The organism is Mesorhizobium sp. (assembly GCF_965229135.1).
GTDB lineage: Bacteria > Pseudomonadota > Alphaproteobacteria > Rhizobiales > Rhizobiaceae > Mesorhizobium.
Genome location: NZ_OZ245860.1, coordinates 566,596 through 591,352, shown reverse-complemented (window position 1 = coordinate 591,352; position 24,757 = coordinate 566,596). Strand labels below are relative to the sequence as shown.

Annotated in this window: 24 protein-coding genes; 4 read left to right on the top strand and 20 right to left on the bottom strand. The window is 62.6% G+C overall.

Translation table 11 applies throughout. The annotated features are described in order from the left end of the window. Positions 1-99 precede the first annotated feature (99 nt). Genes ACO07C_RS02780 through ACO07C_RS02770 form a run of 3 tightly spaced genes read right to left on the bottom strand, consistent with a single transcriptional unit; the run spans position 100 to position 2,365 of the window. Positions 100-636, bottom strand: coding sequence for an HD domain-containing protein (locus ACO07C_RS02780; RefSeq protein WP_421912704.1), 537 nt, complete (start codon positions 634-636; stop codon positions 100-102). Between the two features lie 32 nt (positions 637-668). Then, a complete protein-coding gene (locus ACO07C_RS02775; protein ID WP_421912703.1) occupies positions 669-1,250 on the bottom strand; it encodes a GDYXXLXY domain-containing protein in 582 nt (193 codons plus the stop codon). Then, positions 1,247-2,365, bottom strand: coding sequence for a DUF2157 domain-containing protein (locus ACO07C_RS02770; protein ID WP_421912702.1), 1,119 nt, complete (start codon positions 2,363-2,365; stop codon positions 1,247-1,249). The genes ACO07C_RS02775 and ACO07C_RS02770 overlap by 4 nt, the downstream gene beginning before the upstream one ends. 237 nt (positions 2,366-2,602) lie before the next feature. Here ACO07C_RS02770 and ACO07C_RS02765 point away from each other — a divergent pair, with 237 nt between their 5' ends. The 3 genes from ACO07C_RS02765 to trmFO all read left to right on the top strand — a co-directional run bounded on the left by ACO07C_RS02765 (position 2,603) and on the right by trmFO (position 4,865). Continuing rightward, positions 2,603-2,743 (top strand): DUF1127 domain-containing protein, encoded by a 141-nt coding sequence (locus tag ACO07C_RS02765; RefSeq protein ID WP_013531315.1) that lies wholly within the window; start codon positions 2,603-2,605, stop codon positions 2,741-2,743. A gap of 49 nt (positions 2,744-2,792) precedes the next feature. Beyond that, positions 2,793-2,933 carry a DUF1127 domain-containing protein gene (locus ACO07C_RS02760; protein ID WP_013531314.1) on the top strand — a complete coding sequence of 47 codons (141 nt, stop codon included), beginning with the start codon at positions 2,793-2,795 and terminating at the stop codon, positions 2,931-2,933. A gap of 519 nt (positions 2,934-3,452) precedes the next feature. Further along, a complete protein-coding gene (gene trmFO, locus ACO07C_RS02755; protein WP_421912700.1) occupies positions 3,453-4,865 on the top strand; it encodes a methylenetetrahydrofolate--tRNA-(uracil(54)-C(5))-methyltransferase (FADH(2)-oxidizing) TrmFO in 1,413 nt (470 codons plus the stop codon). Between the two features lie 6 nt (positions 4,866-4,871). Here the strand turns inward: trmFO and ACO07C_RS02750 are convergent, their stop codons facing one another. The 6 genes from ACO07C_RS02750 to yajC form a co-directional block, all read right to left on the bottom strand. Beyond that, positions 4,872-5,822 carry a sterol desaturase family protein gene (locus ACO07C_RS02750; protein WP_421912699.1) on the bottom strand — a complete coding sequence of 317 codons (951 nt, stop codon included), beginning with the start codon at positions 5,820-5,822 and terminating at the stop codon, positions 4,872-4,874. Next, complete coding sequence (locus ACO07C_RS02745; protein ID WP_421912698.1) at positions 5,822-6,211, bottom strand: hypothetical protein; 390 nt, start codon at positions 6,209-6,211, stop codon at positions 5,822-5,824. The genes ACO07C_RS02750 and ACO07C_RS02745 overlap by 1 nt, the downstream gene beginning before the upstream one ends. A gap of 123 nt (positions 6,212-6,334) precedes the next feature. Continuing rightward, on the bottom strand, positions 6,335-7,177 hold the full coding sequence (locus tag ACO07C_RS02740) for a phytoene/squalene synthase family protein (RefSeq protein WP_421912697.1): 843 nt from the start codon (positions 7,175-7,177) through the stop codon (positions 6,335-6,337). 1 nt (position 7,178) lies between these two features. Beyond that, the gene (locus tag ACO07C_RS02735) at positions 7,179-7,568 is read right to left on the bottom strand and encodes an Mth938-like domain-containing protein (RefSeq protein WP_421912696.1); all 390 of its coding nucleotides are present in this window, start codon (positions 7,566-7,568) and stop codon (positions 7,179-7,181) included. A gap of 27 nt (positions 7,569-7,595) precedes the next feature. Next, positions 7,596-10,142 (bottom strand): protein translocase subunit SecDF, encoded by a 2,547-nt coding sequence (secDF, locus tag ACO07C_RS02730; RefSeq protein WP_421912695.1) that lies wholly within the window; start codon positions 10,140-10,142, stop codon positions 7,596-7,598. A 51-nt stretch (positions 10,143-10,193) separates the two neighbouring features. Beyond that, positions 10,194-10,505 (bottom strand): preprotein translocase subunit YajC, encoded by a 312-nt coding sequence (gene yajC, locus ACO07C_RS02725; RefSeq protein WP_421912694.1) that lies wholly within the window; start codon positions 10,503-10,505, stop codon positions 10,194-10,196. A 275-nt stretch (positions 10,506-10,780) separates the two neighbouring features. Between yajC and ACO07C_RS02720 the strand changes: the two genes are divergently transcribed. Next, positions 10,781-11,656 carry an ATP-binding protein gene (locus tag ACO07C_RS02720; protein WP_421912693.1) on the top strand — a complete coding sequence of 292 codons (876 nt, stop codon included), beginning with the start codon at positions 10,781-10,783 and terminating at the stop codon, positions 11,654-11,656. Between the two features lie 97 nt (positions 11,657-11,753). Here ACO07C_RS02720 and ACO07C_RS02715 read toward each other — a convergent pair whose 3' ends face one another. The 11 genes from ACO07C_RS02715 to ACO07C_RS02665 form a co-directional block, all read right to left on the bottom strand. Next, the gene (locus ACO07C_RS02715; RefSeq protein WP_421912692.1) at positions 11,754-13,250 is read right to left on the bottom strand and encodes a peptidoglycan DD-metalloendopeptidase family protein; all 1,497 of its coding nucleotides are present in this window, start codon (positions 13,248-13,250) and stop codon (positions 11,754-11,756) included. Between the two features lie 198 nt (positions 13,251-13,448). Further along, entirely contained in the window at positions 13,449-14,099 is a 651-nt protein-coding gene (locus ACO07C_RS02710) for a protein-L-isoaspartate(D-aspartate) O-methyltransferase (RefSeq protein ID WP_421912691.1), read from the bottom strand. Then, positions 14,096-14,854: a 5'/3'-nucleotidase SurE gene (gene surE, locus ACO07C_RS02705; protein WP_421912690.1), complete on the bottom strand. Its 759-nt coding sequence runs from the start codon at positions 14,852-14,854 to the stop codon at positions 14,096-14,098. The genes ACO07C_RS02710 and surE overlap by 4 nt, the downstream gene beginning before the upstream one ends. Then, the gene (gene serS, locus ACO07C_RS02700; RefSeq protein ID WP_421912689.1) at positions 14,854-16,158 is read right to left on the bottom strand and encodes a serine--tRNA ligase; all 1,305 of its coding nucleotides are present in this window, start codon (positions 16,156-16,158) and stop codon (positions 14,854-14,856) included. The genes surE and serS overlap by 1 nt, the downstream gene beginning before the upstream one ends. A 262-nt stretch (positions 16,159-16,420) precedes the next feature. Continuing rightward, complete coding sequence (gene tatC, locus ACO07C_RS02695) at positions 16,421-17,296, bottom strand: twin-arginine translocase subunit TatC (RefSeq protein WP_421912688.1); 876 nt, start codon at positions 17,294-17,296, stop codon at positions 16,421-16,423. Next, the gene (gene tatB / locus ACO07C_RS02690) at positions 17,293-18,090 is read right to left on the bottom strand and encodes a Sec-independent protein translocase protein TatB (RefSeq protein ID WP_421912687.1); all 798 of its coding nucleotides are present in this window, start codon (positions 18,088-18,090) and stop codon (positions 17,293-17,295) included. Before tatB ends, tatC begins: the two co-directional genes overlap by 4 nt. Positions 18,091-18,118: 28 nt before the next feature. Next, positions 18,119-18,340, bottom strand: coding sequence for a twin-arginine translocase TatA/TatE family subunit (locus ACO07C_RS02685; RefSeq protein WP_013895102.1), 222 nt, complete (start codon positions 18,338-18,340; stop codon positions 18,119-18,121). 177 nt (positions 18,341-18,517) lie between these two features. After that, positions 18,518-19,273: an SMC-Scp complex subunit ScpB gene (scpB, locus tag ACO07C_RS02680; protein WP_421912686.1), complete on the bottom strand. Its 756-nt coding sequence runs from the start codon at positions 19,271-19,273 to the stop codon at positions 18,518-18,520. Next, on the bottom strand, positions 19,270-20,070 hold the full coding sequence (locus ACO07C_RS02675; protein ID WP_421912685.1) for a segregation and condensation protein A: 801 nt from the start codon (positions 20,068-20,070) through the stop codon (positions 19,270-19,272). Before ACO07C_RS02675 ends, scpB begins: the two co-directional genes overlap by 4 nt. Before the next feature lie 59 nt (positions 20,071-20,129). Next, complete coding sequence (gene nagZ / locus ACO07C_RS02670; RefSeq protein WP_421912684.1) at positions 20,130-21,149, bottom strand: beta-N-acetylhexosaminidase; 1,020 nt, start codon at positions 21,147-21,149, stop codon at positions 20,130-20,132. 121 nt (positions 21,150-21,270) lie between these two features. Then, complete coding sequence (locus tag ACO07C_RS02665) at positions 21,271-24,669, bottom strand: SPOR domain-containing protein (RefSeq protein WP_421912683.1); 3,399 nt, start codon at positions 24,667-24,669, stop codon at positions 21,271-21,273. Positions 24,670-24,757 lie beyond the last annotated feature (88 nt).

The following is a 24,757-nucleotide window of genomic DNA, read 5'->3' as shown; positions in this document are numbered from 1 at the left end:
CGAGCCGACCTTCAGTCGCTTCCTCTTCCAGTTCCAATTGAGAAATGGCTTGAGCAGGTCAGCCTCGCACGGAGCCGTCACGCTTCACGCAACGCTGCCTCAGCTATCTGCATTCTCTTTCTCGACCAATTGCGCAGCGCGAGCCCAAAGCGTCGGATCACCGTCCCTCAGCACCTCGAGCAGCCTCAGCTTTTCATGTCGATAGACCCGCCAGAAATCGGGATCCCGCGCCTTGATCGAGATCGTGTTGTCGATCAGATCGGCCAGCTTGATCGTCTTTGCCGCTGGCGGCGCCTTGGCGGTGTGCTGGGCGTCCAGTTCTTTCCGATGTTTTCTATTGCCCATCCACGGCTTCGAAACGTCGGTCAGCCAATATACAAGGTCGCCGACCGCTGGCCCGAACTCTTTGTGGATCACATCGAGCCCGAAGGGCGTATCCTCGGCCACATCGTGCAGGTAGGCAGCCGCCAGCATCTCCGACGTATGAGGCACCGTCTTGACGATCTCGGCGACGGCGATTGGATGTACGATATAGGGCTCGCCGGTATATTTGCGACGCTGGTCGATCGAGGCGTGAGCACGGGTGGCAAACTCAAGAGCGCGGTGTTCCAGTGTCACGATAGTAGCGCCTGTCATGGCCGATTTTCCCTAGCGGGCTGCAGCTGTTCTCAATAAAGCGGCTCCTCGAACAGCGTCTTGTCGCCGTCCATCAGTGCCTTGATCTGCGCCGTGCCATTGGTGGCGAGCGCGACGCGGATACCGAAAGGACGCACCCGCATGTCGTTCTGGATCGGCATTCCCTCGCCCTCCGGCAGGTAGAACCGCTCGATGCCGTAATCCGGCGCGATCGTGGCACCGGGATCCAGGCCCCAGCCTGCGGCAACCTTGCCGACAATATCGGCTTCATCCGGGCCGGCCGGCGACGGCGCTTGCCCGAACCAAGCGGTCGTTGCCTGCCAATAGCCGTCCGTGCCCTTCTTCAACCGCACCACCAAAGATGTATCGTCCGTGGTCAGTTTGCCTTGGGGGATGTTGGCGATCAGCGCGACCGGTATCCGCGAAATGTCATAGCCAAGCAGAATATAGTCGCCACGCAGGAGGTCGCGCGGGTCGATCGGCTCGACCTTCAGCAGCACCTCCTTGCCACTGCGCAGGATCGCTGCCCTTCCGGCTATGATCCAGCTCAGGAACCCGATCTGGATGAGTGACAGCACCAGCGCCGAGATGATCAGTCGCTTACCGGTCATCATGCTGCTGCTCCCTGAACGGTTGGGCCCTTCATGCGTTTCTCTACGCGAATGATAATGAGGGCAAGAATGCCGAGAAGCACGGCGGCCGCGAGGAAGAAGCCCGCCGTATCCAGCATCGACTGCAGGGTCACCACATAGATGATGGCGAGTTCGAAGGCGAAACCGGCATAGGCAATCCATCGCAATGCCCGGCTCTCGCGCCCTGCCAGCACGATTGCCGCGGCAATGCCGGCAAGCGCGATGGCGGACGCGATGGCAAACCCGCCATCAGAAGTACCTCGATCCGCCAACTGGAACTGGATGACCGCCAGGCCAGTGAGAAAGCCGAGCAAGGCGTGCAAGGGCAACCGGCCGCCAAGTTGGACGACCTTGTCCACCGGACCGGGCGCCAGAACGGCGCCCGCGAACAGCGCCACCGATGCCAGCGCAAGCGGCACAGCGACCGGCAACGTGCCGTGGTCCGCCATCAACAGGACCAGATAGAAAATGACCGACAGGATAATCAGGTGCCGGGCCGCCTGGCTGCGGGTCCAGAACGAAATCGCAAACAGCACCACCATCATGACGATGAAGAGATGTGGAATGTCTCTATTCCGGAAATAGTCGAACACGTCCAGGAACAGCCATGCGTCGGCAATACCCACCGCCGCGACAGTCAGCGGATTGGAGCGCAAGGCGAGCGCGGCGAGCGCGGTGCCGACGCCCCAGGTGATCACCGCCGAGGATTCGTCTCCTGAAAAATGATACATCTGACCAATCAGCGCGATAGACCCGCCAAAGGCCGCCGCGGCAACGATCCACAGCGCCTCGCCGATTGCCGCATGGTCGCGCGTCTTCAGCACCGCGCCACCGACATAGCCGGCGACAATGATGACGAAGAGCGCGGCCACGCGCCCGAGCCTCGGAATGGCTTCCCAGTTGGCCGCGACAAAGATCAGGATCGCCGCGCCAAACAGCAGCGCCGCCATCATGGCGAGTATAGAGCCGAAGCTGAGCGACTTGCGGTCGTTCGCGTCCACATCGCGTGCAAGCGCGTCGGCGGTTGGAGCGTCGATCAGGCCCGCTTGCACCCATCGCGCAATGTCCGTTCTGACCCGCGTCGAATAGGTCGCCATGGCTTTCTCCCCCTTCTTGGTCAGTTATTCAACCGATCCGGCCAAACCGTTGACGTGACGGCATTTTCCGATTCGGGTTTCTTTGTGTCGGTGGCGTGAAGGCCTATTAATGTTGCATTGCACAAATTGCATTGCTGCCATGCGCCAATAGCGCTTTTAAATCGATATGGGCCCGCCTATTTATGCTTCGTACACAAAGACGGAATGATCCGGAAGAAAGACGAAACGAGAAATATCATGAACTTGATCCGCAACTATCGCAACTGGCGCCGCTACAGGGACACTGTTTCCGAGCTGAGCCGCCTGAGCAACCGTGAACTGACCGACCTCGGCATCAGCCGCAGCGACATTCCCTACGTCGCTCGCAAGGCGGTCTAATTCTTCGGACCGCGAATGGTCCGAACCAGTTTTGAAAAAGAGAACGACAATGAACCTGATCCGCAACTATCGTAACTGGCGCGTTTATCGCGAGACGGTTACCGAGCTGGGTCGCCTGTCGAACCGCCAGCTGCATGACCTTGGCATCGTCCGCGACGAGATCAAGATCATCGCCCGTCAGGCGATCTAACAAAAAGGAATTTCGCTAGGGTCGACCTCCTCCCCGACCCTGACGAAGACGGTCAGCCCTTATCCTCCTCCCGAGGGTTGACCACTCAAACGGCGCCCGCCGCACCTCCTCCCGCGGCGGGCGTTGTTTCCCAAGAAAGGTTTCGCTCCTTTTAAAAGCGACAAGAGTTTTCGTCAGAGCCGACCTCCTCCCCGGCGATGACGAATAGGCCCAACCTTCACCTCCTCCCGAGGGTTGGCCACCCAAACGGCGCCCGCCGCACCTCCTCCCGCGGCGGGCGCTGTTTCCCAAAGGGTTTCGCCCCTTTTCAAAACGCGAAAGAGTTTTCGTCGAAGCCGACCTCCTCCCCGGCAACGACGAATACGGTCGGCCTTCACCTCCTCCCGAGGGCTGACCACCAAAACGACACCCGCCGGACCTCCTCCCCCGGCGGGTGTTGTTGTTTTCAGGGCGGCTTTCCAAACCAAGCGCTTTCCACAACAATTGCAATCGCGACGGCAAGCGATTATTCCGGCGCTCATGAGCAAAAACCCAATCCATATCGTCGGCGGCGGTCTCGCCGGTTCCGAAGCCGCATGGCAGGCGGCGCAAGCCGGCGTACCCGTCGTGCTGCACGAAATGCGCCCCGTCCGCGGCACCGACGCCCACAAGACCGATGGCCTGGCGGAACTGGTCTGCTCCAATTCCTTCCGCTCCGATGACGCTGAAAACAATGCTGTGGGCCTGCTGCATGCCGAAATGCGGCTGGCCGGCTCACTGATCATGAGCGCCGGTGACGCCCATCAGGTGCCGGCGGGCGGCGCGCTTGCCGTCGACCGCGACGGTTTTTCCGAAGCGGTGACCAAAAGGCTGGAGGCGCATCCGCTCATCACTATCGAGCGCGAGGAAGTGCCGGGCCTGCCTCCGGCGGAGTGGGACCAGGCCATCATCGCCACCGGTCCGCTGACGGCGCCTTCGCTCGTCCAGTCGATCGCCGAGGCGACCGGCGCCGACGCGCTCGCTTTCTTCGACGCCATTGCGCCGATCGTGCATTTCGACACGATCGACATGAACATCTGCTGGTTCCAGTCGCGCTACGACAAGGTCGGCCCGGGCGGCACCGGCAAGGACTACATCAATTGCCCGATGGACAAGGACCAGTACCTTGCCTTCGTGCAGGCGCTGGTCGACGGCCAGAAGACTGAATTCAAGCAATGGGAAGGCACGCCCTATTTCGACGGCTGCCTGCCGATCGAGATCATGGCCGAGCGTGGCGTCGAGACGCTGCGCTACGGGCCGATGAAGCCGATGGGCCTGACCAATCAGCACAACCCGACCGTCAAGGCGTATGCCGTCGTCCAGCTGCGGCAGGACAATGCGCTGGGCACGCTCTACAACATGGTCGGTTTCCAGACCAAGCTGAAGCACGCCGAGCAGGTCCGCATCTTCCGCACCATTCCGGGCTTGGAAAATGCCGACTTCGCCCGCCTCGGTGGCCTGCACCGCAACACCTATATCAATTCGCCGACGCTGCTCGACGCATCGCTGCAGCTGAAGTCGCGCCCCGGCCTGCGCTTCGCCGGCCAGATCACCGGCTGCGAAGGCTATGTCGAGAGCGCCGCCATCGGCCTGCTCGCCGGACGTTTCGCCGCCGCCGAAAGGCTTGGACATCAGCTTTCGCTGCCGCCCTTGACCACGGCCTTCGGCGCCCTGCTCAACCACATCACCGGCGGCCACATCGTCTCCGACGACGAACCGGGCAAGCGTTCCTTCCAGCCGATGAACGTCAATTTTGGCCTGTTCCCACCGGTGGAAGCAGTGAAGATCGAAGGCAAGCGCCTGCGGGGCAAGGACAAGACGGTCGCCAAGCGGCACGCCATCACATCGCGTGCGCGCGCCGATTGCAGGGAATGGCTGGGACTGCCGGCGCAGACGGCGGAAGCTGCGGAATAGGCAAGGCTACTCCGCTGCATCCATGCTCGCCGTCGGCAGCCCTGGTTTGCCAGCCTCACCGGGATTTCGCCGCACATAACCTGCCTTCAGGCTTTCCGACGTTTCGCGCGAGCCGTCATGGCTCCAGCCCGGCGGCTTGAACAGGTAGTTGATGCGCTCGCGCAGCGTAAGGCCGGGTGCGAAGGCGTCGGCGAACATGCCGATCCACTCATGGAACGCCACTTTCAGCGGATTGAAAGTGCCGATGTTCTTGACGATGCCGTAGCGGGGCCGGTCCTCTTCCAACTCCTCGACGAAGGTTCCGAACATACGGTCCCAGATGATCAGCGTGCCGGCGAAGTTGGTGTCGAGATAGCGCGGATTCGTCGCGTGATGGACACGGTGATGCGACGGCGTATTGAAGATGAATTCAAACCAGCCCCACATCTTGCCGATCGTTTCCGTATGGATCCAGAACTGCCAGACGAGGTTGAAGCCAAAAGTGAACGCTATCACCGCCGGGTGAAAGCCAAGCAGCACCAGCGGCGCCTGCAGCACGAACATGAAGGTGAACAGGCTCGTCCAGCTCTGCCTGAGCGCCGTCGACAGGTTGTAGTGCTGGCTGGAATGATGGTTGACGTGCTCGGCCCAGACCCAGCGAACCCGGTGCGCGATGCGATGATAGACGTAGTAGCGAAGGTCATCGAGCAGGAAGGCGGCCAGGAACACCCAGACCGACAGGCCGAGATTGAAGAAGCGGAACTGCCACAGCCACAGCAGGCCCCAGTAGGAGACGACGCCGAGGAGCAGCCCGGCAACGACATTGCCGGTGCCCATCATCAGGCTGGTCAGCGTGTCGCGGGTTTCGAAAGAGCCACTGGCGCGGCCGGTGCGCACGAGCCAGAGCTCGACCAGGATCGCCACGACGAAGAACGGGATGGCAAGCTGGGTCACTTGCGGAAAATTGTAGCTCTCCATCACGCGGCCTCCCTGACTTGGCTTGAGGCTTGCGTCCGGAGCATGGCGATCACCGCGCCGGCATCATTGGCGTTGCTGAAAACAAACTGCCCGCCCTTCCAGGTGAAGTCGGCAAGCCGCAATGAAACCGAGCGGTCGTCGACGGCGTTCAGCGCCAAGATATCTGCGGGCGTCACGATGCGCGTCAAAAAACAATCGCCGAAGCTGTGAACGATACCGGCGCGCGCTGGCCCGAGATCGAGAAACGCTGTCCTGGCATCCGTCGTCAGGCGAGCTGCTGCGATCACTTCGTCGGGGAAATCCTGGGCGAAACGGCTCGACGCCTGATCCGCGCCTGTGAGCGTTGCTGTCCTGCTGCCGCCAGTGAAATGCACTGCCGCGACCGACAAGGCTATGCCGAAGGCGACGATCGCGACAAGTACGGGCAGGCTCATGGACAGGCATCTCCTCCGGACGTCTACATCCGCGGTTGCATTCCGGCCCGAGGAACCCTAGCACGGTTGACGTTTACGTCAACGTGGAGGCCAACCCCTCGACGCCAGGCGCAACAGCAACCAGTGCCTGCGCAATGCCGAAAGCCGTGGAATGGCCGCAAGTGGCGAGCGGCTTTCGATTTTCGCCAGATAGGCCCGCGATAGCGCAAGCGGCAGGAACGCCGGTCGCAACGAAACCGGCAACGCCGATGCACCCTGTTCGAAAGCGGAAAGATGCTCCCGCGCCAACGCGATCATCGCGGCAACTGCACGGCTCGCGCCTGGTCCGCCATCCCCTGTGACGAATTCCTCCGGCGATGAACCCGCCGCGGCCAGTATGTCCGCCGGAACGAAGCATTGGCCGCGCTTGCGGTGCAGCGGCAAAAGCAGCAGCAGCCCGGTCATCGCCTGCGCGCAGCCGGCCCTGCCCGACAGTTCGGCGAATTTTGATGCTTCGACGGGATCGAGCACCATCGCGGCAAGCTGGATCAGCGCTGCCGCCGTCTCGCCGCAATAGCCTTCCAGGTCGGTGCGCGACGGCATCGGATCGTCGTAGAGATCGAAGATGCGCGCTTCGAGCATGTTCTCGAAAGCCAGTTTCGGCAGGCTGAACCTGGCTATCGTGGCGTTCAGGCCCTCGGCGACGGGATGACCGGCACCTGACTCGCCGCCAGCGGCAATGACGTCGCGCCACCATTGCAGCCGTACTTCGCCCGGCAACGGTTCGTGGATGCGGTCGCGTATGCCGGCGACCTCGGCATTGAAGGCGTATAGAGAAAACAGCGCGTCGCGTTTGTCCTCCGGCGCGTAGAGCGCGCAGAGATAACGGTCATGGTCGGCGGCGCGTACCGTCTCCATGACGATCTTGGCGTTTTCCGTCATGTCAGTCGACGGCGATGAGTGCGGCGGCCACGGCGCGGTCCTCCGCCAGGAGGACATTGTATGTCCGCACCGCGGCACCTGTCGACATAGGATCGGACGCAATCCCTGCCGCTTTAAGCGCGGCCCGCAAGGCAGCAGGCAATGGCCTAAGATCCCTGCCCATGCCAACCAGCAGGATCTCGACCTCGCCGGCTTCGCCAAGCAGCCTGTCGAAGTCGGCCACCGCCAGCGCCAGCGGATCGGCTGGCTCCCAGCCGTGGATGCCCGAGGGCAGGCACAGCAGCGAGCCGCGATGCGACATGTCGGCAAAGCGGAACCCGCCGTTGCCATAGGCCTCTATCGGCGCCCGACCCGGGAAATGCGCCTCCCGGATGACGATGCCCTTGGCCATCCCTTGTTTACCCGTCCTCGCCGGCCGTCAGGTCGCGACCACCTTGCCAGCCGGCGCCTTCTCATCGGCCGTTCCGGACGAAGAACGCAGTCTGAAGAGGATCAACAGCGGCGCGGCGATGAAGATCGACGAGTAGGTGCCGAAGATGACGCCGAACAGCATGGCCATGGTGAACGAACGGATCACCTCGCCGCCGAACAGCACCAGCGCCAGCAGCGCCAGGATTGTCGTGACCGAAGTCAGCGTCGTTCTGGAAAGCGTTTCGTTGATGGCGTTGTTCAACAGCTGCGGCAGCGGCATTCGCTTGTATTTTCGCAGATCCTCGCGAACGCGGTCATAGACGACGATCGTATCGTTCAGCGAATAGCCGATAATGGTCAGGATCGCCGCCAGTGACGATTGATTGAACTCAAGCCCAGTCACGACGAAGAAGCCAAGCGTCATGACCACGTCGTGCACCGTGGCGACGATGGCGCCGACGGCAAACTGCCATTCGAAGCGGAACCAGACATAGATCAGGATGCCGAGCAGCGCGATCAACATGGCGATCGTTCCCTGCTTGGCGAGTTCGCCTGAAACGGTCGGTCCCACCACTTCGACGCGGCGGAAATCGTAATTGTTCTGCAGTTCGCCACGCACCTTGTCGATGACGCTCTGTTCGGCGTTCTCGCCGCCACCTTGCGCCCCCACCCGGATCAGCACGTCGTTTGGCGCGCCGAACTGCTGGACCTGCACTTCGCCGATGTTGAGCTCCGTCAGCCGGCTGCGGATGTCCCCGAGATTGGCATCACCGACCTTCGACTGCACCTCGATAAGCGAGCCGCCCTTGAAGTCGATGCCGTAGTTGATGTCGACAGTCATGAAGAGCACGACCGATGCGACCGACAGCACGCTCGACAGCGCGAATGTCCAGCGGCGTATGCCCATGAAGGGGATCTTGGTGCCCGGCGGAATGAAAGTGATCGGCGCCTTCGGCAATTCCTTCGGACGGGCGCGGCGCAGCCAGATCGACACCAGCAGGCGTGTGAAGGTGAAGGCGGTGAACACCGTGGTCAGGATGCCGATGGCGAAGGTAATGGCGAAACCCTTCACCGGCCCGGTGCCGAGATAAAACAGCACCACGGTCGCGATCAGCGACGTCACGTTCGAATCGACGATGGTCGCCAAGGCTTTGGTAAAGCCTGTATCGATGGCTTGGATGACCGATCGCCCGTTTCGTCGCTCCTCGCGGATACGCTCGTAGATCAGAACGTTCGAATCCACGGCCATGCCGATTGTCAGAACGATACCCGCGATGCCAGGCAAGGTCAGCGTCGCCCCAAGCAATGAGAGCGCCGCGACGATCATCGCCACGTGCACCGCGAGCGCGATGTTGGCAAGGAAGCCGAGGAAACCATAGGCGACGAACATGAAGGCCACCACCAGGACCGAGCCGATGATGCCGGCCACCTTGCCGGCATGGATCGAATCCTGACCAAGGCCCGGACCGACGGTCCGCTCTTCGATCACCGTCAATTTCGCCGGCAGTGCGCCCGCGCGCAGCAGGACCGCAAGATCGTTGGCGCTCTGAGCCGTGAAATTGCCGGATATCTGGCCGCTGCCGCCAAGGATCGGCTCGCGAATCTGCGGCGCCGAAATCACCTGGTTGTCGAGGATGATGGCGAACAGCTTGCCGACATTCTGCGAAGTCGCCTGGCCGAACCGGGTCGCGCCCCTGGAGTTGAAGGTGAACGAAACGACAGGCTCGTTGGTCCGTGAATCGTATGTAGCGGTCGCCTTGGCAAGGTCTTCGCCGGAAACGATGACGCGGTTTTCGATCAGATACGGTACCGGCGGGTCGTCCTGCGAATAGAGGATCGATGAACCGGCCGGCGGGCGGCCCTTCAGCGCATCCTGAACAGGCATCGACTGATCGACCATCTGGAAGGTCAGCTTAGCGGTCTGACCGATGATTTCCTTCAGCCGTTGCGGGTCCTGAAGGCCAGGAACCTGGACCAGGATACGGTCATCGCCCTGCCGCTGCACGATCGGCTCGGTGGTGCCGAGTTCGTTGACGCGACGTTCGACGACTTCGATCGACTGCGCCAGCGCGGCCGACGTACGGTATTTGATGCCTGCGTCGGTGACAGTGAATTTGAGCAGGCCGGGTTCGGAATCATCCAGCGCCATTTCCTGAACGGAACCGCCGGAAAACAGGCTGGCGGTAACCGGATCGGTCAGCGGCTTCAGCGCCGTCTTGGCGGCATCGACCTGTGCCGGATCGGTTATGCGCACCTGCACGGTCCTGCCGGTGCCCGTCAGGCCGGTATAGCCTACCTTGGCATCGCGCAGCAGCGTCCGGATCTCGTCGCGCGTGGTTTCCAGCTGCGCCTTGACCAGATCATTCTGATCCATCTGAAGCAGGATGTGCGAGCCGCCCTGCAGATCGAGGCCGAGCGTCATCTGCCGTTTCGGCACCCAACTGGGAAGCTGGGCCAGCACGCTTGCAGGTATGACATTGGGCGCGGCGAGGATCACTGTGGCGGCCACGGCCAGCCAGATCAGGATCATCTTGAAGCGCGAAAAATACAACATATGGCGTCGTCCGTCAGGGCATGCTGGCGGACAGTCCCGCCGACAATTCAGTTACTTCTTGGCGTTCTGGTTCGCCACCGGCTCACCCTTGACCCGCACGTCGGCGAGTGTCGAGCGCAGCGCTGTCACCTTGGTGCCGCCGCCGAGATCGATCTCGAGCTCGGCATCGTCGATCACCTTGGTCACCTTGCCAATGAAGCCGCCACCGGTAACCACGGTATCGCCGCGGCGCACCGCGGCCAGCATCTCGCCGCGCTTCTTCAACTGGGTACGCTGCGGCCGGATGATGAGAAAATACATGATCACGAAAATCAGGACAAACGGCAAAATGCTGATCAGCATATCGGGAGAGGTGCCGGACATCGAGGTAACTCCTGAATTTTGAAAAAAGCCGCGAGGCGGCCCATGAAATTTGGCCGGAATATAGTCGGTAAAGTTCTCAATGCAACTGCGGGACCCGGCAAATACGCCGCTTTTCCGGGCTCTTGGCCCGTGTTAGAGCATCATGCCGGGAAGCGTGCCTCGGTTTCGCGAAAAGATCACGCTCAAACAAAAGGTTGGCGGCGATTTCGAAACCGCGGGAATCGAGTAGGTTCCGATGTCGCACCCCTGTGAAAGCCAAGACAAAAAGACGCAAGATGACCGAAAACAGCATTGAAGCCCTGAACCAGAAGCTCGACCGGCTGATCGAGGCCGTCAGCCGCCTCGCCCCACCGGCAGTGCCGGAAACCGACATCGCGACAGCCGATTGCTTCGTCTGGCAAGCCGATCCGGGCTTCCTGGAACCGGTTCGCAGGGTCAATCGCGTCGACATCGGCCTGATCCGCGGCGTCGACCGCGTGCGCGACATCCTGGTCGACAACACCGAGCGTTTCGCCGCCGGTTTTGCGGCCAACAACGTGCTTTTGTGGGGCGCGCGCGGCATGGGCAAGTCCTCGCTGGTCAAGGCCGTGCATGCCGAGATCAACGCCAAGGCCAAGTCCGACCTGCCGCTCAAGCTCATCGAGATCCACCGCGAGGACATCGACACGCTGCCAAGGCTCATGACATTGCTCAAGGCCGCGCCCTACCGGTTCATCCTGTTTTGCGACGACCTGTCCTTCGATCATGACGACACCTCCTACAAGTCGCTGAAGGCGGCACTTGAAGGCGGTGTCGAGGGGCGCCCGGCCAATGTCATCTTCTACGCCACGTCGAACCGGCGTCACCTCCTGCCGCGCGACATGATCGACAATGAGCGCTCGACCGCCATCAATCCGTCGGAGGCCGTTGAAGAGAAAGTCTCGCTCTCCGACCGTTTCGGCCTGTGGCTGGGCTTCCACAAATGCTCGCAGGATGAGTATCTCGATATGGTCGGCGGCTACGTCCAGTATCAAGGCCTTGCTATCGATCCCGATGCGCTGCGCGCCGAAGCCCTCGAATGGGCAACGACGCGGGGCAGCCGTTCAGGCCGCGTCGCCTGGCAGTTCACGCAGGATCTGGCCGGCCGGCTGGGAAAGCCGCTGAAAGACTGAAGCCTATCCAGGAACTGAAAAAGCCCGCCCCTTGCGGAGCGGGCTGAGCCGGCAGGCCGGACTGGAGGTCAGACGGCCCGCAAATGCTTTTTTTCTTCTATTCGAGATAGCCCGACGGATCGACCGGGGCCGAGTTCTTGCGCACTTCGAAGTGCAGTTTAGGCGAGTCGGTCGAGCCGCTCATGCCGGAAAGGGCGATTTCCTGGCCGCGCTTGACCTTCTGGCCGCGCTGGACCTCGATCGAGCTGGTGTGGCCGTAGACCGTGACCAGACCATTCTCGTGGCGCACCAGCACCGTATTGCCGAATTCCTTGAGCCCGTCGCCAGCGTAGATGACGACGCCGTTCTCGGCCGCCTTGACCGGCGTTCCCTCCGGCACGGCGATGTCGACGCCGTCCTTGCCGCCGCCGAAGCTGGAGATGACGCGGCCACGAACGGGCCAGCGCATCTTGCTGATGCCGGTGGCGTTCGGCGCGACGACGTCATCGTCCTCGGCCGCCGCGATGACCTTCGCATCCTTCTTCGGCGGCGTGTAGGACGCCAGCGTTTCGGTGGTCTTCGCGGCGGGCGCGGTGGTGGCGGTCGTCACCGGATCGACAGCAGCCGGCTTGGCGCTGGCGACGGCGGCATTTCCGCCAGCCGGCACTTTCAGGGTCTGGCCGATCTTAAGCGCGCCATCCTTCATGCCATTTGCGTTCTTCAGCGCGACGACACCGACACCGGTCTTGCGGGCGATTGCCGCCAGCGTATCACCCTGCTGCACGGTGTAGCTTCCACCAGCACCCTTCGGAGCGGCCGAGGCCACCTGCGGCGCCTTGCCGTTCTTCGGCTGGTTCGCGGCGGCGGACGCATCCACCTGCGCGGCGGACTTGCCTTCCTTCAGCTTTGGCTGCTGCGGCAGCACGGCCACTTTCTCAGGTGCATTGACCGGCTGGTCGTGCTTGCCATTCGCGGGCTTGGCGTCGGCAATCTTCGGCGCATCCTTGCTCGAATAGGCGTAGGCCGGAATGACGATCTTCTGGCCGGTCCTCAACCCCTTGGCCGCATTCAGCCCGTTGACCTTGATAATCGCATCCGCGGGCACGTTGTAGTGCCTTGCCAGACCGGAGATGGTCTCGCCGTCCCTGACAATGATTTCGGTTGCGTGCGGCGCACTGGCGGCAGTCGCCACTCGCGGAGCATCAGGCTGCGCATCCTTGAACGGCCTGGCTGCCGGAGCGACGGTGCCAGTCGCCGTCTTGTCGAGACGCGGCGCCGGAGGCACGGCAACCGGGGTCGATGCGGTACGCGCCGGATTTGGCGAGGTGGGCGGTGGCAAGGGGCGCGACGAAACCGGATCCAGACTGGACCGGGCCACCGACTGCGTGGGCGCGGCATCTACCGGAGCAGCAGAAACATCGCCTGGATAGGGCTGGCTGTTATCCTGCTTGTTGATGATGTTGCGCTGATTGTTGGTCGAGGAGGTAAAGACGTCGTCGACGCCATTGAACCGCGACGCCTGGGAACTGCACCCCGCCGCCGCACCGGCAATCATCAAGACAGCGCAGCCCCTCGCCAGATTGCGACCGTTTGCCTTCAAAACACTGAGTTGCATCGCACTAACCCGCACATACTCTGTACCAACCTGTGCATGATTAAAGCGCGTTAATGTTACTGGCCGGTTAAGCCTGTAGAATCCGACGAAATTTTTCTTAAAACTATTTGCAGCCAATTTTCGGCCGCTTCGGCGCATACCCATACCTGCGATGGCTGCCACCCAGCCTTCGCAAGGATCGGGATGCGACAGGAGAGTTCAGATTACAGCGGCGAGGCTGCGCAGGATCGGCTGCAGACGCACGAGGCCGATATCCTCGCGTTCAAAACGGCTGCCCACCTTGGTGAGCTTGGCAAGCACCTGCTCGCCCTCCTCCGGTCCGATCGGCGCGATGACGACGCCACCACTTGACAACTGGTCGAGCAGGAAGCGCGGCAGGCTGTCGAAAGCGGCCCAGGCAACGATGCGATCGAACGGGCCTTCATTGGCCAGTCCGCCGGATCCATCGGCCTGGCGGGCAATGACATTGCCGATGCCAAGAGCCTCGAAGCGCTGCCTGGCCTGCTCGGTGAGCGTCTTGTAGCGATCGATGGTGACGACTCGCGCCGCGAGCCGCGACATGACCGCCGCCGTGTAGCCGGAGCCGGTCCCGATCTCGAGCACGCGGTTGCTTGGCTCTATGCTCAGAGCAGCTATGACCGCCGCCTGCATGTCGGCGCCCTCGATCGCCTCGCCGCATTCGATGGGCAGCATCCGGTCCGACCACGCGATCGGGTGGTACTGTACGGCAAGGAAACCGCGGCGTGGCGTCGCCTCGAAAGCGGCAATCAGCGCCTTCGGTACGGTCCCCCTGCCGCGCAAGCGCAGCAGGAAAGCGGCGAAACCTTCGCGGTCGTCCATTGTGTTCATGCGAGCGCCTTGGTCAGTTGATCGCGGATCTCATGGGCAGTCAGGTCAAGCTGCAGCGGCGTGACCGACACCAGCCGGTTGCGCATGGCGTGGAGGTCGGTGCCGGTCTTGCCCTCGACAGGTTCCCGGCCGAAGCGCAACCAATAGTAAGGCAACCCGCGCCCGTCGCGGCGCTCATCGACCCACAGGCTGTGGACAAGCTTGCCCTGAGAGGTGACGACAGTGCCCACGACCTCCTCGGCCAGGCAATTGGGAAAGTTGACGTTGAGCAGCACGCCATCCGGCAGCGGCATCGCAACCAGCTTTTTCAGCAGCGCCGGCGCCAGAGCCTCGGTGGTCTCGTAGGGAACGACGCGATCCTCGCCGACATAGCTGTAGGCCTGGCTGAGCGCGATCGAGCGCACGCCGAGCAGAGCGCCTTCCATGGCGCCGGCAACGGTACCAGAATAGGTGACGTCATCGGCGATGTTGGCGCCGGAATTGACGCCCGACAGGATCAGGTCGGGCACTCCCGGCAGGATCTTCTTCACGCCCATGATCACGCAGTCGGTCGGCGTTCCCCGCACGGCAAAGTGCTTCTCGCCGATCTTCCTCAGCCGAAGCGGCTCCGAGATCGATAGCGAATGCGCATAGCCGGACTGGTCCTGCTCGGGCGCCACGACCCAGACATCGTCGGACAGCGTGCGGGCGATGCGTTCGAGCGACGCGAGGCCCTCGGCATGGATGCCGTCGTCATTGGTCAGAAGAATGCGCATTATTTCGCTTCGATCTTTTCCAGACCACCCATGTAAGGCCGCAGCGCTTCAGGAATGGTTACGCTGCCGTCTTCATTCTGATAATTTTCGATGACAGCAATGAGAGCACGGCCAACAGCGGTGCCCGAACCGTTGAGCGTATGGACGAAGCGGTTGCCCTTGCCGTCCTTGTCCTTGTAGCGGGCGTCCATGCGCCGCGCCTGGAAATCGCCGCAGACAGAGCAGGACGAGATTTCGCGGTAGGCGTTCTGGCCAGGCAGCCACACCTCGATGTCATGCGTCTTGCGCGCGCCAAAACCCATGTCGCCTGTGCACAGCACCATGGTGCGGAACGGCAGGCCGAGCCGCTTCAGCACTTCCTCTGCGCAAGCGGTCATCCGGTCATGCTCGGCAAGAGAGGACTCCTGGTCGGTGATCGACACCAGTTCCACCTTGTAGAACTGGTGCTGGCGCAGCATGCCGCGCGTGTCGCGCCCTGCCGACCCCGCTTCGGAACGGAAGCATGGCGTTAGCGCGGTATAGCGCAGCGGCAGCTTTTCATGCGCCGTGATTTCCTCACGCACCAGATTGGTGAGCGGCACCTCGGCGGTGGGAATGAGGCCAAGCCTGCCGTCGCCATGCGGCGTGAAGAAAAGATCCTCCTCGAATTTCGGCAATTGATTGGTGCCGAAAAGAACCTCGTCGCGCACCATCAGCGGCGGCTGGATTTCCTCGTAGCCGTGTTCGGTCGTGTGCAGGTCGAGCATGAACTGGCCGAGCGCGCGTTCCATTCGCGCAAGCCCGCTCTTCAGCACCGTGAAGCGCGAACCCGAGAGCTTCGCTGCCCGCTCGAAATCCATCATGCCCAGCGCTTCGCCGACTTCGAAATGCTCCTTTACCCAGTTCGGGCGCGTCGGCACCTCGCCGACGATGCGCTTGACGACATTGTCATGCTCGTCCTTGCCGACCGGCACGTCATCGAGCGGCACATTGGGCAACACCGCCAGCGCGTCGTTCAGCGCCTTGTCGAGTTCGCGTTCCCGCGCCTCGCCGTTCTGGATGAATGCCTTGATCTCGCCGACCTCGGCCTTGAGCTTTTCGGCCAGTGCGGCATCGCCCGAGCGCATCGCATTGCCGATCTCCTTCGAGGCGGCGTTGCGGCGCTCCTGCTTGATCTGCAACTCTGTGACATGTTCGCGCCGCGCCTCGTCCCGGGCGATCAGATCATCCACCGCGGACTGCGCGTCAGCACCGGACCACGACCGCTTGACCAGCGCCTCGACCAGGGTCTTCGGGTTGTCGCGAATCCATTTGATATCAAGCATGATCTGAACGCTCCTGCGGTAGCGTGTCGCCCAAAAATGCGCTGCGGTTTTGGGGAAACGACACGCTCGAAACAAAACTGAAACGCATCGCTTTGAGAGCGCTGCGCTTCAGCCAGAGGGCGTAAACCGCATCATTGATCTATGCAAGATGAGCGGTCGGCGGCCACTGGCTTTTTCCGGGCGCAACGACCCTTCGAGACGAGCAACAGAACCTGTCAGCTCGCCTCGAATGCCCTGTGAGAGGGCAATCATGACATCGTTGTTACGAAGCGGCCGGCGTCGGTGGCTCGTCCGGCCCCTTGTCCGCCGCAACTTCCTCGGCGTCCTGCTTCTCACGCGCCAGCCGTTGCTTTTCCTGGTCCCGCTCGATCCACCGGGCGGCCCAGATCGAGACCTCGTAGAGAAGGATAGTCGGAATGGCGAGGCCAATCTGGCTCATCGGATCCGGAGGCGTCAGCACGGCGGCAACGATGAAGGCGATGACAATCGCCCATTTGCGCTTTTCGGCCAGCGCCTTGGATGACAGCATGCCGACGCGCGTCATCAGGCTGGTCACCACCGGCAGCTGGAACACCAGGCCGAAGGAGAAGATCAGCGTCATGATCAGGCTGAGATATTCCGACACCTTCGGCAGCAGCGAAATCTGCACCTGATCGTCGGTGCCGGTCTGCTGCATGGCGAGGAAGAACCACATCACCATCGGCGTGAAGAAGAAATAGACCAGCGACGCGCCCATCAGGAACAGGACCGGTGAAGCGATCAGGAATGGCAGGAAGGCGTTGCGCTCGTTCTTGTAGAGGCCCGGCGCGATGAATTTGTAGATTTGCGTGGCGATCAGCGGAAAGGCGATGACCATGCCGCCGAACATGGCGAGCTTGACCTGCGTGAAAAAGAATTCCTGGGGCGCGGTATAGATCAGCTCAACCTTGTGCGGATCGAGCCCTGCCCACTTGGTCGCCCACTTGAAAGGCACCACCAGCAGGTTGAAGAGCTTCTTGGCGAAGAAGAAGCAGACGAGGAAGGCGACGAAGAAGCCCCCGAGCGACCATATCAAGCGGCGCCGCAACTCGACCAGATGTTCTATGAGGGGAGCCGACGACTTGTCGATCTCTTCCCTTTCCTTGTCCGAAACACTCACTTGGCGGCCCCCGCCGTCTTCTTGCCAGTCGCGGCCGGCTTCTTCGCCGCCGCGGATTTCGGTTCAGCCTTCGTCACCGGTGTCTTCGCCGCGACGGCCTTGGTGGCGGTCGTCTTAACGGCCTTCACCGCGGCCGGCTTTGGCTCCGCAAGCCCTTTCGGTGCAGGCGCGGCCTTCGCGGCAATCGTTTTCGCTGGTGTCGCCGCCTTGGAAGCCTTGACCGCGGTCTTGTCTACCGGCTCAGCTACTACTGGCTTGGCTTCCACTGGCTTGGCCCTGGCCGCCTTTGCCGGCGCCTTCCGGGGCGCGGCCGGCTGTTCGACAGGCGCCGCCGAGACTACGGACTCATCGGTCATCGCGGGGAAAATCGGCGCTGTCGGCGACGTCTCCGGTCCGTTGACGCCCGGCATCGCCGTTGAACCGTTCTTCAACGGCTCGGAGGCCTGCGCCGACGAAGCAGCCGGTGCGGAGGGATCCGGCGCCGGCTTCGGCTTCATCATGTTGTCCACGCCGGAACGCACATCGGCCGCCGCCTGCTCGAACGGATTGAGCTGCTTCTTGATCTCGGAGACCGGACTGAGGCCTCTCAACTCGTCGACCGACTTCTTGATGTCGTCGAGTTCGGCTTCCTTCAAGGCGTCATTGAACTGCCTCTGGAAGTCGGCCGCCATGGCGCGTAGCTTCGCCGTCGTGCGGCCGAAGGTGCGCAGCATGTTGGGCAGGTCCTTTGGCCCGACGACCACGATCATAACGACCGCGATCACCAGCATTTCGCTCCAGCCGACGTCAAACATGGCTACCTGTTCCGACTAGGTTCTGGACTCAGCTCTTGCTGGCCTTTTCCTTGACTGCCGAAACGGTCTCGTCAGCGCGATGCTCGACGGTGCGCTTGTCTTCGGCAACGTCGTCGTCCGCCATGCCCTTCTTGAAGCTCTTGATGCCCTTGGCCATGTCGCCCATAAGCTCCGGAATCTTGCCGCGGCCGAACACCAGGAGCACGATGACCAGCACGATCATCCAGTGCCAAATTGAAAATGAACCCATAGCAATTCTCTCTCGAATGTTTTCCCTGACGCTGATCTATGCGTTTTCACGTTGGGATTCAAACACAACTGCGACAAAGTTTATGAATGAGTGACGGATGTCACGCACTTTCCTCGCAGGTGACCCGCTACGAATCGGCGCAGCCCCGCCCACGGGCGGCCCTGCGTGGGGCAGCGCTCAATCTTCCGTGACGCGTGGCGTCAGCAGGCCAAGTTCCTCGAGATCGATGTCGGTCAGCGCATCCTCGTCATCGGTCAGCGCATCCGGATCGGCCGGCGGCACCGGGATGGAGAAGTTCGACGGCATCCGGCCTGACAAAAGGCCGGCGCCCTTCAATTCCTCCATGCCGGGAAGATCACGGATTTCTTCCAGGGCGAAGTGATCGAGGAAGCTGTCGGTGGTGCCGTAGGTTACCGGACGGCCAGGCGTGCGGCGCCTTCCGCGCATGCGCACCCACTCGGTCTCCAGCAACGTATCGAGCGTCCCCTTCGAGGTTTCCACGCCGCGTATGTCCTCGATCTCGGCACGCGTCACCGGCTGGTGGTAGGCAATGATCGCCAGCACTTCGAGCGCCGCGCGCGAAAGCTTTCTCTGCTGCACCGTGTCGCGGCTCATCAGGAAAGCGAGATCACCGGCCGTGCGGAAGGCCCAGGCATCGCCGACACGCACCAGGTTTACGCCGCGCCGCGCATAGATCTGCTGCAGTTCAGCCATGGCCACGGCGACATTGATGCCGTCGGGAAGCCGCGCGGCGAGCTGCTTTTCACTGACCGGCTGGGCGCTGGCGAAAACGATCGCTTCGGCCATGCGTACCGCTTCGGCGAGATGCAGCCGCTCTGCCGGATTCTGCTGGGCATTCTGGGCCAATGTCTCTTCCTCGGTCTGCTCATCGACCTTGAAGGGAATGACCGACGCGTTGGCGCGTTCGCTCATGATGCCACCTCGACTGCCTTGATTGCCTGGGCACGACCGCGCAGATAGATCGGGGCGAAAGCCCCATCCTGCCGCAAATCCATACTGCCGTCGCGTACCAGTTCCAAGGAGGCCGCGAACGAACTCGCGATCGCGGTGCGCCGTTCTTCCGGACTGGTCAGGTACCGGATCAGGAAACTGTCGAGCGCCGTCCAGTCGGTCAGCGTGCCGACCATCCGGGTCAGGATATCGCGTGCGTCCTTCAGCGACCAGACACCGCGCCTGGCAATGGTCACATTGGTGATCGCCTGCTTCTGCCGCTGCTGCGCATAGGCAGTCAGCAAATCGTAGAGCGAGGCCGAATAGGCGTTGCGCTTTTCGACGATGACCATTTCCGGCATGCCGCGCGCGAACACATCGCGGCCAAGCCGGTTGCGGTTGACCAGGCGCGCCGACGCGTCGCGCATGGCTTCGAGCCGCTTCAGCCGGAACTGCAGGACAGCGGCCAGTTCCTCGCCGCTCTCGCCGTCCTCACCGGGTTGCTTGGGGATCAGCAGTTTCGATTTGAGGAAGGCGAGCCAGGCCGCCATCACCAGGTAATCGGCGGCGAGCTCCAGCCTCAGCGCCCTCGCCGTCTCGACGAAGGTCAGATACTGCTCCACCAGCGCCAGGATCGAAATGCGCGACAGGTCGACCTTCTGGGTGCGGGCAAGATGCAGGAGAAGGTCGAGCGGCCCTTCGAAGCCTGCCACGTCGACAACCAGCGAAGGATCGCCGGTTACGCGTGCATCGTCGTTCTCGGCCCACAGACGGTCCATCGGTGCGGCCTTTGCGGGCTTGCTTTCCAATGCTTCCGCCACTGCCCGTTGCCTTCTCGTTAGGCCACCGCTTCGAAGTAGGTGGCGAATTCCGCCCGTATCTCGGCTTCTTCCGCGCGATCGCGATTCTTAATATAGGTCAGCGCCCGATCGGCGCGATGCAGCGACGTTCCCTCGAGGCCCTTGGTGCGTGACGCAATGCCGACCATTTCCTCAAAAACGCCGTTGCAGTGAAGGACCAGATCGCAGCCCGCTGCAAGGATCGAGGCCGCCTTTGTCGGGAAATCCCCAGAAAGTGCCTTCATCGAGGTGTCGTCGCTGACCAGCAGGCCGTCGAAACCGATTTCGCGACGGATGATCTCGTCGATCAGCTTGCCGGAGGTGGTCGCGGGATTCTTGGGGTCGATGGCGCTGTAGATCACATGCGCGGTCATCGCCATGGGCAGGTGATTGAGCTCCCTGAACGGGGCGAAATCGTGCCGCTGCAAATCGCTCATCGAAGCATTGACGGTCGGAAGCTCCAGATGCGTGTCGGCCAAGGCCCTGCCATGCCCCGGAATGTGCTTCATGACAGGCACCACGCCGCCGGACATGAGCCCTTCCGCCAGCGCGCGGCCCAATTCGATCACGGCGCGAGGCTCCTTGCCGTAGGCGCGCGCGCCGATCACGTCGCTTGCCCCATCGATCGGCACATCGAGTACCGGAAGGCAGTCCGCGGTAATGCCGTAGCGCAGCAGGTCAAAGGCAAAGAGCCGCGCCATCAGCCAAGCGGCACGGACGCCGACATCGTGGTCGTCCCGCCAGAGCGCGCCAAGTGCCGCGCCCGACGGATAGTTCGGCGCCATCGGCGGCCGCAGGCGCTGCACCCGGCCACCCTCCTGGTCGACGAATACCAGCGCATCCGGGCGGCCGATGCAGTCGCGCATAGACTCCACGAGGTCGCTGACCTGCTCGGTCTCGCTGATGTTGCGGGCAAACAGGATGAAGCCCCAGGGACATTCATTGCGGTAGAAGCGGATTTCATCGCGCGTCAGCGATTTTCCGCCGCAGCCGAGGATCATGGCTTTTGATTCGGTCATGTCGACAAGTCTAGAGCTTCGCGCGGACAAAGGGAATCGTGCCGGCCAGATAGAGGCCTTTCAACAAAAAACCGGCGCTGTCTGGGACAGCGCCGGTTTGGCGCAAACTGGGTTGAAGCGCTCAGCGCGAGACGAAGCAGTTACCGCCCGCGGCCTTGTAGCTGGTGCACAGGTTGATCGCGTCATTGCGCGACTGCGTGGGAACCCGCACGCGGTAGAAGGTGCCCTTCCCGGCGATCTCGGCCTTGACGATGTTGGCCGTGCGGCCGGCAAGCACGCTGCCGTAGCGGCGCTGAAGGTCCTGATAGGTGGATTGCGCGCTCTCCACCGTCGGCTGCGACGCGATCTGGATCGACCACGAACCGCCTGCAGCGGCCGCGGCCGTCGGATCGATCGAAGCGACCTGGTCAGGCTTGACCTCGCCGACCACGTCGACCGGCTGGTCCGAAGGACGCTGCGGCGCGACAGGAACCTTGGCCGGCGTGTTCGCCGACTGGGCCTTTGCTTCAGCCTTGGGCGCAGCCACCGGCTTGAGGGCCGAAGCAGGCTTTTCCTGATCCGCATTTGTCTGGGTCGCAAGCGGTACGGCACCGGTCGCCTGGCTGTCGTCCTGGGCGGCCGGAGCGACATGCTGCGGCGCGGGATCGGTCGGTTCGGCTGCGGCGACCTGTGGTGCCGCCGGCGCCGGATCCTCGCGGGCGACCAGCGAACCGTCACTCTTGACCACCATGGTCCTCACCTTGCGCGGCGCCACTGCGACGGAACCGGGATTCGCACCCTTGTCGGAGTCCTGCAGGACCTGGGCGATGCGGTCTTCCGACTTCGGTGCCGGCGTGGCCGCCGTGTCAGGATTACCAGCCGCATCCGTACCCGGTGCGGCATCGGTCTGGTCAGGAGAAAGATCGACCACGCGGGTCTGCTGGTCCTTGGCCGCCACATCCACCGGCTCCTCGGTGTTTGTCACAAGCTTTTGCTGGACCTGCTCGGCGGGCTTCGCACCCTTGAGCACCGCGTCGTACACCTTGTTGTCCTGGTTCGGCACGACCGTGCCGCCCGGATTCTCCGGCTTGACCTTGATCGGCGCGTTGTCGGCCTTGACGATTACCGGCGCGCCGCCGCTGCCCTTGCCGCCGAACGACAGCGCAAAGGCACCAAGGCCGCCAGCGATCGCGACGCCACCGACGATCGCCGCGATGAGCAGGCCCCGACGGCGGGGCTGCCTGGCGTTCTCCTGGGCCGCGAGGCCCGGAACCGCCATCGCCTCGTCCAGCTCCGGATCGTAGTCCAGTTCGTCCACTGTGAAATCATCGGCCTGCGACACCGGCTGGCTGCCAGGCAGTTCATTCACGTCGAAGCCCGCCGCATCGGCGTAGGATGCCGCGGCACCTGCCGCCGGCATTTCCGCGGGCCGCGCCGTATAGGTGCGCGCCTCGACACGATCCTGGCCGTAGGCCGGCCTGGACTGTTCATAGCCCGGCTTGGTTTGTGCATAGGACTGCGGCGTCTGCTCGTACCCCGGCTTGAACCCCGCGCTGTAGGATTCATCGTCATAGGCCGCGCCGCGCGCAGGCGCGGCGGCAGGCACTTCCATCGTGTTCATTTCGGTGAGCAGGCTGGCGAACTCCGAGTCGAGGTCGTCAAAGGTGCTAGACGCCGGCTCATCCTCTTCGAAATGCAGCTCTGGAATGTCGAGGTCATCAGCCAGCGCCACCACGCGCTCCGGCACGTCGACCGTCTCGACATCGGGCATTTCGTCGTATCTTGCGGGCTGTTCGTGCTGGACGGGTGCCGGCGCGGTATAAACCGGCTCGCTCCTCACTGGCTCGGTCCTGGCCGGCTCGGGCCGATACGCGGACGCAACCATTATCGCTGGAGCGGCGGCCACCGCTGCAACGGAGGCGAGTGGCGCGGCAACAGGCGCCATGGTTGGCTGCGCAACCGGCGTCACACGGCTCCATGAGCGGGACGGCTCGGTCGGCGTGGCGCGATCAGCCGACCAATTCAGCGAATCCACCCTATCGTCACGCGAAACAGGCCGCGAAGCGTTCGCCGTCTTGTCATCAGCCTTTTCATCGCCAAGGCCGATGCTTTTGGCAAAGGCGGCGTCGAAGGCGTCATCGTCGAAATCGACATTGCCGGCGACATCCTCAGGATCATGTCTCTGGAGCTCATCCAGCAGAAGATCGTCGAGATCGGCGGCGACAGGCTGAGCCGCCTGATGGTGCGACGACTGCGACGCGGCGTGATCGTCGATTTCCCAATCGAGATCTCCGATGAGATCCATCGGTTCCTCCGCCGAAGCTTCGGCCACCGCGACGGGCTGCTGAACGAAGGGCTGCTGAATCGCGGCGGGTTCCTTGAACGCCACCGGCGCTGTCCGCGCGCTCATGGCGCCCAGCAGCGCATTCAACTCGTCTTCAAGGCTGCGTTCGTCCGCAACGGGAGCCCGCACGGACTGCACCGCGAGCGCGGCAGGGATGGCTACAGGCGGCTCGACCGCCGGGGCCGCCGCCCGAATCGACGGCTCATGGGCTTCCTCGACGAGCGCATCGTCGAAATTCAGATCGAAATCGTGGTCGAAGGCGTCTGTCGAGGCCAGGCCGGCGGTCTCGTCGTGTGTGGCAATGGCATGCACGTCATGGGCATGAACGTGATGCGCATCCAGTTCCCCGACCATCGCGGTCGATCGATCGGCAGGCTGGTGGAAATCGATGTCAACATCAGCCGCGCCAACATCGGTCATGGCATCGTCGAAATGAACCGCGAAATCCTCGTCGGAGGTCGTCTGCGGCTGATATGCGTCGACATGCCCTGAAGCCCGGTATTCCGTCTCGGCCGCGCCATGATGGTCCTGCGCCGACAAGGAATCGTCGAACATCAGTTCGTCTTCGAGCGAGTTGGCCACGGCGCTGTCGAAATCATGATCGAACGCCGGCTCGATCGCCGGCGCGGCATGCGCAAAGTGTCCGGCATGGTCGACGGCATTGCTGTCGAGCTGGAAATTCCGCTCGAACGATGCGGCAAGCTCGTCTTGCATCGGCTGGTCGTCCTCGAAGGGCGACACGTCCGAGAGCGAACTGGCAACGGCATTGTCGAAATCGTCGTCGAATGCAGCCTCGACGACCGGCTCGGGGGCTTGAACCGAGCCATAAGCCGCGTGACCGGCACCATGATTGGCGATATCCGCCGCATCCAGGTGAAAGTCTTCGTCGAGCGACATGGCAAGATCGTCGTCCACCGTGTCGGCGGCAACTGTTTCGAACGTCGGCTCATGAAGACGGACCACGGAACCGGCATCGTTGTCGCCAGCCTCGAACTCGCCCATCAACTCCTTTTCGAGGTCGATATCGAAATCCGCCTCGTCCGTTCGGTGGTCGACGGCAGCCAGCGGCTGCACCGACGCCTGCGGCTTGACCGGCTGGCGCGGGTCGAACCCCATGATCCTCGTCAGTTCAGCGAACGGATCATCGTCGGCGATGTCGTTATGGTCGGCTGCTCTCAGCTGGGTTCTGTCTGCCATTATTGTTCCCGAACTCGCACTCATTCGGACGCCATGGACGTCGCGTAGGGTTGGCCCATACCAGCGCAATGTGGGCAAAAGGTGACAG

What these genes read in the sequence shown, in the direction of transcription:
- ACO07C_RS02780 (WP_421912704.1), bottom strand. Translation starts at nt 636, where the DNA reads ATGACAGGCGCTACTATCGTGACACTGGAACACCGCGCTCTTGAGTTT.
- ACO07C_RS02775 (WP_421912703.1), bottom strand. Translation starts at nt 1,250, where the DNA reads ATGATGACCGGTAAGCGACTGATCATCTCGGCGCTGGTGCTGTCACTC.
- ACO07C_RS02770 (WP_421912702.1), bottom strand. Translation starts at nt 2,365, where the DNA reads ATGGCGACCTATTCGACGCGGGTCAGAACGGACATTGCGCGATGGGTG.
- ACO07C_RS02765 (WP_013531315.1), top strand. Translation starts at nt 2,603, where the DNA reads ATGAACTTGATCCGCAACTATCGCAACTGGCGCCGCTACAGGGACACT.
- ACO07C_RS02760 (WP_013531314.1), top strand. Translation starts at nt 2,793, where the DNA reads ATGAACCTGATCCGCAACTATCGTAACTGGCGCGTTTATCGCGAGACG.
- trmFO (WP_421912700.1), top strand. Translation starts at nt 3,453, where the DNA reads ATGAGCAAAAACCCAATCCATATCGTCGGCGGCGGTCTCGCCGGTTCC.
- ACO07C_RS02750 (WP_421912699.1), bottom strand. Translation starts at nt 5,822, where the DNA reads ATGGAGAGCTACAATTTTCCGCAAGTGACCCAGCTTGCCATCCCGTTC.
- ACO07C_RS02740 (WP_421912697.1), bottom strand. Translation starts at nt 7,177, where the DNA reads ATGACGGAAAACGCCAAGATCGTCATGGAGACGGTACGCGCCGCCGAC.
- ACO07C_RS02735 (WP_421912696.1), bottom strand. Translation starts at nt 7,568, where the DNA reads ATGGCCAAGGGCATCGTCATCCGGGAGGCGCATTTCCCGGGTCGGGCG.
- secDF (WP_421912695.1), bottom strand. Translation starts at nt 10,142, where the DNA reads ATGTTGTATTTTTCGCGCTTCAAGATGATCCTGATCTGGCTGGCCGTG.
- yajC (WP_421912694.1), bottom strand. Translation starts at nt 10,505, where the DNA reads ATGTCCGGCACCTCTCCCGATATGCTGATCAGCATTTTGCCGTTTGTC.
- ACO07C_RS02720 (WP_421912693.1), top strand. Translation starts at nt 10,781, where the DNA reads ATGACCGAAAACAGCATTGAAGCCCTGAACCAGAAGCTCGACCGGCTG.
- ACO07C_RS02715 (WP_421912692.1), bottom strand. Translation starts at nt 13,250, where the DNA reads ATGCAACTCAGTGTTTTGAAGGCAAACGGTCGCAATCTGGCGAGGGGC.
- ACO07C_RS02710 (WP_421912691.1), bottom strand. Translation starts at nt 14,099, where the DNA reads ATGAACACAATGGACGACCGCGAAGGTTTCGCCGCTTTCCTGCTGCGC.
- surE (WP_421912690.1), bottom strand. Translation starts at nt 14,854, where the DNA reads ATGCGCATTCTTCTGACCAATGACGACGGCATCCATGCCGAGGGCCTC.
- serS (WP_421912689.1), bottom strand. Translation starts at nt 16,158, where the DNA reads ATGCTTGATATCAAATGGATTCGCGACAACCCGAAGACCCTGGTCGAG.
- tatB (WP_421912687.1), bottom strand. Translation starts at nt 18,090, where the DNA reads ATGTTTGACGTCGGCTGGAGCGAAATGCTGGTGATCGCGGTCGTTATG.
- ACO07C_RS02685 (WP_013895102.1), bottom strand. Translation starts at nt 18,340, where the DNA reads ATGGGTTCATTTTCAATTTGGCACTGGATGATCGTGCTGGTCATCGTG.
- scpB (WP_421912686.1), bottom strand. Translation starts at nt 19,273, where the DNA reads ATGAGCGAACGCGCCAACGCGTCGGTCATTCCCTTCAAGGTCGATGAG.
- ACO07C_RS02675 (WP_421912685.1), bottom strand. Translation starts at nt 20,070, where the DNA reads ATGGACCGTCTGTGGGCCGAGAACGACGATGCACGCGTAACCGGCGAT.
- nagZ (WP_421912684.1), bottom strand. Translation starts at nt 21,149, where the DNA reads ATGACCGAATCAAAAGCCATGATCCTCGGCTGCGGCGGAAAATCGCTG.
- ACO07C_RS02665 (WP_421912683.1), bottom strand. Translation starts at nt 24,669, where the DNA reads ATGGCAGACAGAACCCAGCTGAGAGCAGCCGACCATAACGACATCGCC.